This window comes from Streptomyces sp. NPDC006339, assembly GCF_040612775.1.
Lineage (GTDB): Bacteria > Actinomycetota > Actinomycetes > Streptomycetales > Streptomycetaceae > Streptomyces.
Map to the genome: position 1 here is coordinate 67,858 of NZ_JBEXQW010000004.1, position 12,350 is coordinate 80,207.

At 74.4% G+C, this 12,350-nt stretch carries 10 protein-coding genes; 5 read left to right on the top strand and 5 right to left on the bottom strand.

The features are described 5' to 3' along the window. Positions 1–729, bottom strand: a complete 729-nt coding sequence (locus ABZ135_RS04305; RefSeq protein ID WP_356691613.1) for a ZIP family metal transporter — start codon at positions 727–729, stop codon at positions 1–3. Between the two features lie 51 nt (positions 730–780). On the opposite strand from ABZ135_RS04305, the gene cobC reads away from it, so the two are divergent. After that, positions 781–2,331: an Rv2231c family pyridoxal phosphate-dependent protein CobC gene (gene cobC, locus ABZ135_RS04310; protein ID WP_356691615.1), complete on the top strand. Its 1,551-nt coding sequence runs from the start codon at positions 781–783 to the stop codon at positions 2,329–2,331. A gap of 117 nt (positions 2,332–2,448) precedes the next feature. Here the strand turns inward: cobC and ABZ135_RS04315 are convergent, their stop codons facing one another. Then, positions 2,449–3,438: an SCO1860 family LAETG-anchored protein gene (locus ABZ135_RS04315; protein WP_356691617.1), complete on the bottom strand. Its 990-nt coding sequence runs from the start codon at positions 3,436–3,438 to the stop codon at positions 2,449–2,451. A 284-nt stretch (positions 3,439–3,722) separates the two neighbouring features. Beyond that, positions 3,723–4,487 (bottom strand): siderophore-interacting protein, encoded by a 765-nt coding sequence (locus tag ABZ135_RS04320; protein ID WP_356691619.1) that lies wholly within the window; start codon positions 4,485–4,487, stop codon positions 3,723–3,725. Positions 4,488–4,570: 83 nt separating this feature from the next. Here ABZ135_RS04320 and ABZ135_RS04325 point away from each other — a divergent pair, with 83 nt between their 5' ends. Both ABZ135_RS04325 and ABZ135_RS04330 read left to right on the top strand, forming a co-directional pair. Further along, positions 4,571–6,808, top strand: a complete 2,238-nt coding sequence (locus ABZ135_RS04325) for a penicillin acylase family protein (protein WP_356691621.1) — start codon at positions 4,571–4,573, stop codon at positions 6,806–6,808. After that, positions 6,805–7,389 (top strand): GNAT family N-acetyltransferase, encoded by a 585-nt coding sequence (locus ABZ135_RS04330; RefSeq protein WP_356691623.1) that lies wholly within the window; start codon positions 6,805–6,807, stop codon positions 7,387–7,389. The genes ABZ135_RS04325 and ABZ135_RS04330 overlap by 4 nt, the downstream gene beginning before the upstream one ends. Here the strand turns inward: ABZ135_RS04330 and ABZ135_RS04335 are convergent. Beyond that, the gene (locus tag ABZ135_RS04335) at positions 7,386–8,480 is read right to left on the bottom strand and encodes an amidohydrolase family protein (protein WP_356691625.1); all 1,095 of its coding nucleotides are present in this window, start codon (positions 8,478–8,480) and stop codon (positions 7,386–7,388) included. The two genes, ABZ135_RS04330 and ABZ135_RS04335, sit on opposite strands and share 4 nt — an antisense overlap. Positions 8,481–8,569: 89 nt before the next feature. Here ABZ135_RS04335 and ABZ135_RS04340 point away from each other — a divergent pair, with 89 nt between their 5' ends. Together ABZ135_RS04340 and ABZ135_RS04345 are read left to right on the top strand one after the other, a co-directional pair. Further along, on the top strand, positions 8,570–9,673 hold the full coding sequence (locus tag ABZ135_RS04340; protein ID WP_356691903.1) for an aminotransferase class V-fold PLP-dependent enzyme: 1,104 nt from the start codon (positions 8,570–8,572) through the stop codon (positions 9,671–9,673). 169 nt (positions 9,674–9,842) lie between these two features. Then, on the top strand, positions 9,843–11,165 hold the full coding sequence (locus ABZ135_RS04345) for an MFS transporter (protein WP_356691627.1): 1,323 nt from the start codon (positions 9,843–9,845) through the stop codon (positions 11,163–11,165). A gap of 77 nt (positions 11,166–11,242) precedes the next feature. On the opposite strand, the gene ABZ135_RS04350 is transcribed toward ABZ135_RS04345, so the two are convergent. After that, positions 11,243–12,310 carry an alkene reductase gene (locus tag ABZ135_RS04350; protein ID WP_356691628.1) on the bottom strand — a complete coding sequence of 356 codons (1,068 nt, stop codon included), beginning with the start codon at positions 12,308–12,310 and terminating at the stop codon, positions 11,243–11,245. Positions 12,311–12,350 lie beyond the last annotated feature (40 nt).

Sequence of the window (12,350 nt, forward strand, 5' to 3'; positions counted from 1 at the left end):
TCAGCCGCCGGACAGGCCTACCACGAGCCAGATGAAGGCCACGCCCGCGACCGTGCACAGCAGGGTGGTGCGGGCGGGGTGTGCGTGGTGGGCCTCGGGGAGGATCTCGGCGGCCGCGAGGTAGAGCAGGGCACCGCCGAAGAAGCCGAGATAGCAGCCGAGCAGTTCCTCCGGAAGGGTGAACAGCAGGGTGGAGGCGGCGCCGGCGATCGGGGCGAGGGCGTCGGCGACGAGCATGGCGACGGCTCTGCGGCGGGCGTTCCCGTAGAGGCTGGTGAGGGTGTAGGTGTTGAAGCCGTCGGCGAAGTCGTGGGTGATGACGGCGACGGCGACGGTGGCGCCCATGCCGCCGCCGACCTGGAAGGCGGCGCCGAGGGCGATGCCGTCCATGAGGCTGTGCAGCACCATGGCCGCGGCGGCGGTGAGTCCGACCTGGGGGACCTTGTCTGCGGCCTCCGCCCCGTGCGCGGCTTGGCGGACGGCGAGGAGGCGTTCCACCACGTGGGCGAAGAGGAAGCCGCCGGCGAAGAGCAGCAGGGCCTCGGGGACGCCGAAGACGGGGGTGCTCGCGGCCTCCAGGGCCTCGGGCAGCAGGTCGAGTCCGACGACGCCGAGCATGAGTCCGCCGGCGAGGCCGAGGACGAGGTGGCGGCGGTCGGTGACGCGCTGGGCCGTCCAGCCGCCGAACAGCGTCATGAGGAACGCGCCGAGCGCGACGACGACAGCCATGGGCCTTTGCTATCGGATGGCGGTGCCCCTGCGCACGTCGGCTCGGCGGTGGTGGCCGGGGTCGGCGCCCGGTCGGGGGTCACGGCGGAGGAGGTGCTGGGTCTGGTCGGGGCGGCCCTGCGGGAGGCGGGGCTGACCGCGGGGGACGTGGTGGCGCTGGCGACGCTGGACGCGCGGGCGGCGGAGCCGGGGCTCGTGGCGGCGGCGGCGCGGCTCGGGGTGCCGGTGCGGGCGTTCGGGAGCGAGGAGCTCGCGGGGGTGGCCGTACCGCATCCTTCGGCGGCCGCGCGGGCGGCGACGGGTACGGGGTCGGTGGCGGAGGCGGCGGCGCTGCGCGCGGCGGGGCCGGGGGCGGTGCTGGTGGTGCCGAAGCGGAAGACGCGGCGCGTCACTTGCGCTATCGCCCGTTCCGTACCGCTTTGTCCGAACGAAGTTGCGTACACCACACGGTTGTTGCCCTCGACCCACGGGTACATCGCTGGCAAGCTCGCCTCTCCCCCCACGTGCACCATCCCCATCCCCACCCCCCACACGACGGCGGCCATGGACATTCCTACATCTGCTGACGCGCACGATCTGAGACACCACGGCGACGCCGAGGTGCGGGACGAGAAGCTGATCGACCTCGCGGTCAATGTGCGGACGAACACGCCGCCGGAGTGGCTGCGGGCCCGCATCGCCGACTCGCTCACCGGTCTGGCGGCCTATCCGGACGGCCGGGTGGCGCGGGCGGCCGTGGCCGCGCGGCATGATCTCCCGCCTCGGCGGGTGCTGCTGACGGCCGGTGCGGCGGAGGCGTTCGTGCTGCTGGCGCGGGCGCTGCCGGTGCGGCGGCCGGTGGTGGTGCATCCGCAGTTCACCGAGCCGGAGGCCGCGCTGCGGGACGCCGGCCACGAGGTGGAGCGGGTGCTGCTGCGCGAGGAGGACGGTTTCCGGCTCGATCCGGCGGCGGTGCCGGAGGACGCGGATCTGGTGGTGATCGGCAATCCGACGAACCCGACGTCCGTGCTGCATCCGGCCGCCGCGATCGCGTCCCTGGCCCGCCCGGGGCGGACGCTGGTGGTCGACGAGGCGTTCATGGACGCGGTGCCGGGCGAGCGGGAGTCGCTGGCCTCGCGGACGGACGTGCCGGGTCTGGTGGTGCTGCGGAGCCTGACGAAGACCTGGGGTCTGGCCGGGCTGCGGATCGGCTATGTGCTGGCCGGGCCGGAGACGATCGAGGCGCTGGAGCGCGTCCAGCCGTTGTGGCCGGTGTCGACGCCGGCGCTGGTGGCGGCGGAGGCGTGCATGTCGCGGGCGGCGCTCGCGGAGGCGGAGGACGCGGCGCACCGGATCGGGGTGGAGCGGGCGCATCTGCTGGCGGGGCTCGCGGAGTTCGACGAGGTGCGGGTGGTCGCGGCGGCGGAGGCCCCGTTCGTGCTCGTCCGCATCGAGGGCGCGGACGCGGTGCGGGACCGGCTGCGGGCGCTCGGCTTCGCGGCCCGGCGCGGTGACACCTTCCCCGGGCTCGACCGGAACTGGCTGCGGCTCGCGGTGCGGGACCGGGTGACGACGAACCGCTTCCTGCAGGCTCTGGACCAGGCGCTGTTGCTGCTGGGCTGAGCGCGGCGCCCCCGCGCGGGCGGGGGCACAGGGCGGCACGGACACGCGCGAAGGGGGTGGTGCCGGGCCGCCGGCCCCACCCCCTTCGCCCCCCTTTTTTCTTCCCCCTCGGGCCGGTCAGCCGCGGGCGCGGGCCCGGCCGCGGGCCAGGAGGAGCGCGCCGCCGCCCACGCCGAGGAGCAGCACCGCGCCGCCGGCCAGGTACGGGGTCGTGGAGCTGCCGCCGGTCTCGGCGAGGTTCTGGGTGGGGGTGGTGCCGCCGTTCTGGGTCTGCACGCCGGTGTCGCGGCTGGGCTGGGCGGACGGCTGCTGCGAGGGCCGCTCGCTGGGCTGTTCGGTCGGCCGCTCGGTCGGCCTGGTGCCGGCCGGGGTGACGCAGGTGGCCTCGGCGAGGGTGACCTTGCCGGAGACCTCGGCGACGTTGAGCTTGAGCGGGTTGACCTCCACCGTCAGTTCGAGGGCGGTGGCGGCGGCGGTGCGGGAGGTGGTGGAGGTGCGGGAGAGGTCGAGGACGACCTCGCCGACGCCGGGCACGGTCACCTTGGTCTGTCCGCCGGTCGACAGGGTGGTCTTCTTGCCGAGGACGGTGACGTGGCCGAGCAGGTTGGCCGCGGCGACGGGCCGCTTGCCGGCCTCGCAGACGGCCTTGGCGGTGACCTTCTCCAGCTCGACGAGGGACAGCAGGGGCAGGCCGGGGACGTGGACGCGGGCCTTGGCGAGGTGGACGTGCCCCTTGGCCGTGTTCCCCTCCACGGTCGCCTCGGCGGTGGCGACGTCCGCCTTCAGGATGTCGACGGGCTGTCCGCCCTCGGCCCCCTGCACGGTCACGCTGAGCGCGGTCTTCTCGGCGCTGGCCGGGGCCTCGACCTCGTTGAGCGAGGCGCGCACCGGCACGGTCACGGCCTTGTTCAGGAGGTTGACGTCGAGGCCGGTGCGCAGGACGACGGCGGTGGCGCGGCCTTCGCCGCCCTTGCCTCCGCCGTTCCCGGTGCCGCCCGTGGCGTGGGCGGCACCGGCCGCGAGGACCAGGGGTCCGACGGCGAGCGCGGCGACGGTGGCCGCGGCGGCGGTGCGGCGTGCGGGCAGGCGGAAGGTGTTGCTGTTCACGGTGGTGGAACCCCCACAGGAGACATGGCGTCGCCGGCCGCTCGCCACGGGGACTGTGGGTCGGTGCGGCGTCGGCGACTCGAGACACCGGAATCTTTACGCACTGTGGGTGAACGGGAGGGCACCCGGCGTGAGTTCACTCCAAAGGGTGGTTTCCGTGTCTGTATTCGAATCTTTCGGCACAGGCGTGCCCGCGCGCCCCGTACGTCACGGGGTGCGCGGGCACGAAGACGCCCACCGGGTGAGGGTGAGAACGACGCGCACGGCGAGGGAGTAACGGTTCGTCAACCCGCGGCGCGGGTCGCCGCGCCCTCCCGCGTGGGCCGCCAGTAGCCGAGCGCGTGCACCCGGTCCTTGGGCAGGGCGAGTTCCTTGCGGACGTACGCGGCGAGGGTGCGGGTGGTGGCGGTGTCGCAGGCGATCCAGACGTACGGGTCGGGGCTCGCGGCCACGAGCGCGGGCAGCTCCTGCCTGACCCGGGTGACCAGGGCCGCGCCGGCGCCTTGGCGCGGCACCCGGCGCACCTCGTGCAGGGTGTCGTCGAGGCGCAGCGGCAGGTCCTCGTCGGAGGCGTGGACGGTCTCGAAGAAGAGGGTGGCGGGGGTGCCGGGGAAGGCGTCGAGGAGGGAGTTGACCGCGGGCAGCGAGGCGGCGTCGCCGATGAGCAGGAGCCGCCCGGGCGCCGGGTCGGGTGCGGTGAAGCCGGTGCCCTGGAGGGTGGCCTCGATGGTGTCGCCGGGGGCGCAGGTGCGGGCCCAGCGGCTGGCGGCGCCGTCGTGGAGGGCGAATTCGAGGGCGAAGGTGCCGGTCTCGGGGTCCGGGTCGACGAGGGTGTAGGCGCGCTGGTGCGGCTTGCCGTCGTGGTCGAACCAGAGGCGCACCCACATGGTGGGGTGGACGCCGGCGGCGGCGAGCAGTCCCCCGTCGGTGAACCGCACCCGGCGGTAGTGCTCGGTGACCTGCTCGGCGCCGGTCACCGTGAACGTGAAGTCCCTGCCCCGGAAGAGCTTGAGGACGACGCCCTCCCAGCCGTGGCCCGTACGACCCACCGTGATCCCCTCACCCTGCGTCCTGTAGATTAATTTAGGTCAGCCTAACCTAAGAAACGACGAGCGGATCGGGGTCGTACGCAGTGAGCATCGAGGTCTTCCGGGACGCCTTCGGCGTCCCGCATCTGCGTGCCGCCGACAGCCTCGAACTGGCCCGTGCCCAGGGCCTCGTGACCGCCCGGGACCGTGCCTGGCAGCTCGAGGTCGAGCGGCACCGGGCGCAGGGCACGACGGCCGCGTTCCTCGGCGCGGCGGAGACCGGCTGGGACACCTTCGCCCGGCAGGCCAGGCTGGCCGACACCGCGCGCCGCTGCCACGACCGGCTCGACCCGGAGACGGCGGCGTGGCTCGGGGCGTACGTGGACGGGGTCGACGAGGGCCTGGCGGAGGGGGCCCGGCGGGCGCCCGAGTTCGCCGCGACCGGACTGGAGCCGGGGCGCTGGGAGCCGTGGACGCCGCTCGCCGTGTGGCTGTCCACCCACATCCTCTTCGCCGGTTTCCCGACCAAGCTGTGGCGGGACCGGGTCGCGCGGCGGCTCGGCGAGGAGTGGACGGAGCTGTTCGCCACGGACGGTCCCGGCACGGCCGGCTCCAACGGCTGGGTGGTCTCCGGCGCGCGGACCGCGAGCGGCGCGCCGATCGTCGCGGGCGACCCGCACCGCTTCATCGAGGCGCCCGGCGTCTACCAGCAGATCCGCCTGTCCTGCCCCGACTACGACGTCCTGGGCCTGGCCGTGCCCGGCGTGCCCGGCCTCGCCCACTTCGGCCACACCGGCCGGGTCGCCTGGGCCATCACCAACGCGATGGCCGACTACCAGGACCTCTACGGCGAACGCCTCCGCCGCCTCCCGGACGGCCGCGTCGAGGCGCTCGGCCCGGACGGCTGGGAGCCGGCCACCGCGCACACGGAGACCATCCATGTGCGGGACCTGCCCGAGCCGGTCGCGATCGAGGTGATCGAGACCGCCCGCGGGCCCGTGATCATCGGCGCGGAGGGCGGCCCCGCGGGGGGCACGGGTGCGGCAGGCACGGGTGCGGCGGGCGCCGGTCCGGAGAGCGGCGACGGCGTCGAGAGCGGCGAGGCCACGCCGGGAGGCGGGGACGGCGGGACGCGGGGCGGCGAGAGTGCCGAGAGCGGCGAGGGCGACGCGGTGGGCGAGGGCGGCGAGTGGGAGGCCGTCAGCCTGCGCTATCCGCCGCGGGTCACCGGCGAGCTGGGGTTCTCGGTGCTGCCGGCGCTGCTGCGGGCGCGCTGTGTCGAGGACGTGGACCGGGCGCTCGACCGGTGGGTCGAGCCGGTGAACGTCGTGCAGGCCGCCGACGTGGACGGCGGGCTGCTGCACCGGGTCGCCGGCCATGTGCCCGTACGGGACCGCGCCCAGCAGCTCGGGGTCGTACCCGCCTGGGAGACCGGTCACGGGTGGGGGCCGGAGGCCCGGAAGTTGCCGCGGGCCGAGGTGGACGGCTACGCGGTCATGGCCAACGCGCGGGGGCTCGCCGCGCCGCTGGGCGTCGAGTTCGCGCCGCCGCACCGGGCGGAGCGGATCGCCGCGCTGCTCGAGGGCTCCGCGTCCTGGACGCCGGCCGCGACGGCCGCCGTCCACACCGACACCGACAATCCGTCCGCCCGCCGTCTCCTCGACGCGGTGCGGAAGGCCGGGGACGACGGCCTCTCCCCCGCTGCCCTCGCGGTCCGTGACCGGCTGATCGGCTGGGACCGGCGGATGGCGGCGGACAGCACCGACGCGGGCCTGTACGCGGCGGTGCGCGGCGCGGTCGTCCGGCGGATGGCCGGGCACGAGGCGTTCGCGGAGCTGCGTGAACCGGCCCCGTATCCCGCGCTGTTCCAGCCCTGGCTCGCGCTCGGCCCGCGGGTCGCGTTCGCCCTGGAGACGCTGCTCGTCTCGGGGCCGGTGCCGGCCGGGGACGTGGAGCGGATCGTCCGGGAGGCGCTGGAGGAGATCGGCGCGGAGGTCGCGGCCGGCCGCACCCCGCCCGCGTGGGGTGTGACGCACCGTCTCGCGCCCTGGCAGGCCCTGCCGGACGAGGACGACGCGCAGTGGCCGGGGCTCGGCGGCGACCACGACTGCGTGCTGTCCACCTCCAGCGTGCCCGGCTTCACCGACCGCAGCGCCCGCGCCTCGGCCGCCCGCTACGTGTGGGACCTGGCGGACCGCGACCGGAGCCTGTGGGTCGTGCCGTTCGGCGCCTCCGGGGTGGCCGGCGACCCGCACCACCGCGATCAGCTCCCCCTGTGGCTGCGGGGCGAACTCGCCCCCGTCACCACCGACTGGAACCACCTCACCAAGGAATCAGCATGAGCAGAACCGAGCACGTCCAGACCGTCGAGGGCTTCGGCACCGTCCGGATCGACCGCGTCGACCCCGAGCGCGACGCCCCGCTCCTCCACGCCTGGGTGAACGAGGAGCGCGGCCGCTTCTGGGGCATGGCTGGCACCACCGTCGAGCAGGTACGGGAGATCTACGCGCACCTCGACTCGCTGACCACCCACCACGGCTACCTGGTGCACCGCGACGACGTGCCGGTCGCGCTCTTCCAGACGTACGACCCGGAGGCCGACCGGGTCTCCGAGTGCTACGAGGTGCGGCCCGGTGACATCGGCGTGCACCTGTTCGTCGGGCCGTCGGTCGCGCCGGAGCGGGGCTTCACCCAGGGGCTCCTGACGGCCCTGATCGACTTCGCGCTGACCGGCCGCACCCGGATCGTCGGCGAGCCGGACGCCGCCAACGAGAAGGCGATCGCCCGGCTCGTGCGGGCCGGCTTCGAGCTGGGTCCGGAGGTCGTGCTGCCGGAGGTGGACCTGCCGGAGGTCTTCATCCCGGAGAAGAAGGCGCGTCTGGCCTTCTTCACCCGGTCCGAGGGGCCGAGGGGCGGGAACTAGCCGATCACGCGGCCGTTGACGATCACGCGGCGGGGCGCCGCGAGGACCCGGACGTCCGCGCGCGGGTCCTCGCCGTAGACGACGAGGTCGGCCGGGGCGCCCTCCTCCAGGGCGGGGCGGCCCAGCCAGGAGCGGGCCCGCCAGGTGGTGGCGGACAGGGCGTCCAGGGCCGGGATGCCGGCCTTGGTGAGCTCCTCGACCTCGGCGGCGACCAGGCCGTGCGGGAGGGAGCCGCCCGCGTCGGTGCCGACGAAGACCGGGATGCCCGCGTCCCAGGCGGCGCGGACCGTGTCGTAACGGCGCTCGTGGAGCCTGCGCATGTGCGCCGACCAGCGCGGGAACTTCTGCTCGCCGCCGTCCGCGAGGTGCGGGAAGGTCGCGATGTTGACCAGGGTGGGCACGATGGCGACGCCGCGCTCGGCGAAGAGCGGGATGGTGTCCTCGGTGAGGCCGGTGGCGTGCTCGATGCAGTCGATGCCGGCCTCGACCAGGTCGCGCAGCGAGTCCTCGGCGAAGCAGTGCGCGGTGACGCGGGCGCCGAGCCGGTGGGCCTCGGCGATGGCCGCCTCGACCTCGGCGCGGGGCCAGGTGGGGGCCAGATCGCCCAGGTCGCGGTCGATCCAGTCGCCGACCAGCTTGACCCAGCCGTCGCCGCGCCGCGCCTCGCGTCCGACGTAGGCGACCAGCTCGTCGGGCTCGATCTCGTGGGCGTAGTTGCGGATGTAGCGGCGGGTGCGGGCGATGTGCCGCCCGGCCCGGATGATCTTCGGCAGGTCCTCGCGGTCGTCGATCCAGCGGGTGTCGGAGGGCGAGCCGGCGTCGCGGATGAGCAGGGTGCCGGCGTCCCGGTCGGTCAGCGCCTGCTTCTCGGCGGTGATCTCGTCGACGGGGCCGTGCTTGTCGAGGCCGACGTGGCAGTGGGCGTCGACCAGGCCGGGCAGCGCCCAGCCCTCGACGGTGAGGGCCTCGCCGGCGAGCCCGACCGGCCTCTCGAACGTGATCCGCCCGTCGACGCACCACAGTTCGTCCCGTACGTCCTCCGGGCCGACGAGCACCCGCCCCTTCACATGCAGCACCGCGTCATCGCTCATACCGGCACTCTACGAGGGTGCCCCGTTACGCTGGCCCGGAGCTCCACCCGTACCTCTGTATGCGATTCGAAGAAGGCACCGCCGTGACCGTGACACATCCGCTTCTGGACCTGGCCCCGCTGACCGCCGCGCAGTTCGCGTCGATCGAGCGCCGGGTCGCCGCGCTGCTCCGCACCGAGCAGGACGTGGTGATCACCCAGGGCGAGGCGCTGCTGCCGCTGGAGGGCTGCATCCGCAGCGGGGCGCGGCCCGGTTCGACCGCGCTGAACATCGTCACCGGGCCGTACGGGCAGACCTTCGGCGACTGGCTGCGGGACTGCGGTGCGACGGTGGTCGACCTGGAGGTGCCGTTCCACACGGCGGTGACCGCCGAGCAGGTGGCACGGGCCTTCGAGGAGCACCCGGAGATCGACTTCGTGTCGCTGGTGCACGCGGAGGCGGCGACCGGCAACACCAATCCGGTCGCGGAGATCGGCGAGGTGGTGCGGGCGCACGACGCGCTGTTCTACCTGGACGCGGTGGCGTCGATCGGCGCCGAGCCGGTGCTGCCGGACGCGTGGGGCGTCGACCTGTGCATCATCGGCGCGCAGAAGGCGATGGGCGGCCCGGCGGGCGTCTCGGCGGTGTCGGTGAGCGCGCGGGCCTGGGAGCGCTTCGCCGCCAACCCGGCCGCGCCGCGCCGCTCGTACCTCTCCCTCCTGGACTGGAAGGAGCGGTGGATCGACGGCGGCCGCAAGGCACTGCTGCACGCCCCGGCGCAGTTGGAGATGCTGGCCCTGGAGGCGTGTCTGGAGCGGATCGAGGCGGAGGGCCTGGACGCGCTGATGGCCCGGCACGCCGCGGCCGCGGCGGCGACCCGCGCGGGTGCGCTCGCGCTGGGCGGCGGCCTGGAGCCGTACGTCCACGAGGCGCGGGACGCGGCGCCGGTCGCGACGACGCTGCGGTCCCCGGCCGGGGTGGACGCCTCGGAGCTGGTGGCGAAGGCGCTGGCCGCGGACCCGTCGCTGCCGCTGATCGCGGGCGGCGGGGCGCTGGCGAAGGAGATGATCCGGGTGAACCACTACGGGGTGGACGCCACGTCGGGCGCGGTGCGGTCCTCGCTCGCGGCGCTGGGCGCGGCCCTGGCGGAGACCGGCCGCCCGGTGGACCTGGAGGCCGCGGGCCGGGCGATCACGGAGGCGTACGGGCGCTGACGCGCCGGAGGGCGGACGGTGACGGAGGCGCGGGGCGCTGACGCGCAGCGGGGCGCGTGCTCCACGCAGGCGTGAGGCCCTGAGGGAGCGCGGGGCGGGCGGTCATGGAGGCGTGGGGCCCTGAGGAAGCGCGGGCGTAGGCGGTGTTTTCCGTGGGCAGATCGTGATCATGTCAGAAACACCGCCCTCCCCTTCCGTCACCTCCGCCCCGGTACCCGCACCCGCCGCCACCGCCCCTCCCCGCCGCCCGTTACGGCAGTTGCTGGCCGCCTCGGTCGGCAACGCGGTCGAGTGGTACGACTGGTACGCGTACACCTTCCTCGCCGCCTATCTCGCCCGGCAGGTGTTCCCGCCCGGGACGGGGAACTCCCTCGTCCCGCTGCTCTCCACCTTCGCCGTCTTCGCCGTCGGCTTCTTCATGCGCCCGGTCGGCGGACTGCTCATGGGGGCGGTCGCCGACCGGCACGGCCGGCGCACCGCGCTCACCGTCACCATCCTGCTGATGGGCGGCAGCAGCCTGCTCGTCGGGCTCACCCCCACCTACGCCGCCGCCGGGGTCGTCGCCCCGCTCGTGCTCGTGGCCGCCCGGCTGCTCCAAGGTCTGTCGGTGGGAGGGGAGTTCGCCGCCTCCACCACCTTCCTCGTGGAGTCCGCCGGGCCGGGCCGGCGCGGTCTGTTCTCCTCCTTCCAGTACGTCTCCACCTCGATCGGCCAGCTCGCCGCCTCGGGGGTGGCCGCGCTGCTCGTGGCGTCGCTGTCCGACGAGGCCATGAACGGCTGGGGCTGGCGGGTGCCGTTCCTGCTGGGCGCGGTCCTCAGCCTCGCGGGCTTCTGGATCCGGCGCGGCGCCGAGGAGACCCGCAGCGCGGACCGGGCCGAGGCCGCCCGCCCGGGTCTCTTCGACGCCCTGCGCCACCACCCCCGCGCCTCGCTGCTGATCTGCGGCATCACGGCCGGCGGCACCCTGGCGTACTACACGTGGACCTCGTACCTGCCGACGTACGCCGAGCTCAACACCGGCATCGCGAAGGAGGACGCGCTGCTCGCGGGGACGCTGTCGCTGGCGTTCTTCACGCTGCTCCAGCCGGTCGGCGGTCTGCTGTCCGACCGCTTCGGGCGCAAGCCGTCGCTGTTGTTCTTCGGGCTCGGGTTCGCGGTGCTCGCCGTGCCGCTGCTGCGCGCGCTCGACGGCTCGTTCCTCACCCTGCTCCTGGTGCAGTGCGCGGGCATGGTGCTGCTGACCGGCTTCACCTCGATCTCGGCCGCCGTGAACGCGGAGATCTTCCCCGCGCGCGTACGGGCTGCCGGCATCGGGTTCCCGTACTCGCTGACGGTCGCGCTCTTCGGCGGCACGGCCCCGTACGTGGGCACGATAGCGAAGGAACTGGGCCACCCGGGGCTGTTCCCCTGGTACGTGGTGGCCCTGTGCCTGGTCTCCTCGCTGGTGTATCTGCGGCTGCCGGAGAGCGCGCACAAGCCGCTCGACCGCTGAGCCGGCGCTCGGCCCTGCCCCGGCCCTGGCCCTGGCCTCGGCCCGAGTCCCCGGCCCGCCCCGGGTCCCTGGCCCTGTTACAGCGTCGGGTAGTCGGTGTAGCCGCGGTGGTCGCCGCCGAAGAAGGTGGCCGGGTCCGGGTTGTTGTACGGGCCGCCGGCCTTCAGACGGGCGGGCAGGTCGGGGTTGGCGAGGAACAGCGCGCCGAACGCGACGAGATCGGCGGTGCCGTCCTCGATCAGGGCCAGGGACTCGGGACCGGTCGGCCCTTCGGTGGCCGGGTTGAGGATGAAGGTGCCGGAGAACCGCTTGCGCAGGTCGAGGGTGAGGTCGCGCAGTCCGGGCTGCGCCTCGCTGACGTGGAGGTAGGCGAGGCCGAGCGGTTCGAGGGCGTCGACGAGGCGGGTGTAGGTCTCCTCGGTGTCGGTCTCGGTGATGTCGTTGTACGGGTTGGCCGGGGAGAGCCGGATCCCGGTGCGCTCGGGGCCGATCTCGTCTGCGACGGCGCGGGCGACCTCGACGGCGAAGCGGATCCGGTTCTCCACCGGGCCGCCCCACTCGTCGGTGCGCCGGTTGGAGCCGGTGGCCAGGAACTGGTGGACCAGGTAGCCGTTGGCGCCGTGGATCTCGACGCCGTCGAAGCCGGCCTCGACGGCGTTGCGCGCGGCGGCGGCGAAGCCGGCGATCGCCTCGTGGATCTGGTCGCGGGTGAGCTCGCGCGGGGCGACGAAGTCGATGAGGCCGCTGCCGGCGAAGAGCTGGCCGGCCGGCGTGACGGCCGAGGGGGCGAGGGGGTGGAGGTCACCGTCGAGGAGGTCGGGGTGGCTGATCCGGCCGGCGTGCATGAGCTGGGCGTAGATCTTTCCGCCGCGCTCGTGGACGGCGTCGGTGACCTCGCGCCAGGCGGCGATCTGCTCGCGGCTGTGCAGGCCGGGGGTGTCGGGGTAGCCCTGGCCCTCGGGGACCGGCTGGATGCCCTCGGTGACGATCAGTCCGGCCGACGCGCGCTGGGCGTAGTACTCGGCGGTCGCGGGCCCGGGGGTGCGGCGGACGCGGTCGGCCCGGCTGCGGGTCATGGGCGCCATGGCGATGCGGTTGGCGAGGCGCGTGCCGGCGAGGTCGATGGGGCTGAAGGCGATGGTCATGACGGTCCCCTCACAGATTTATGTGGTCGGCCAACTATCT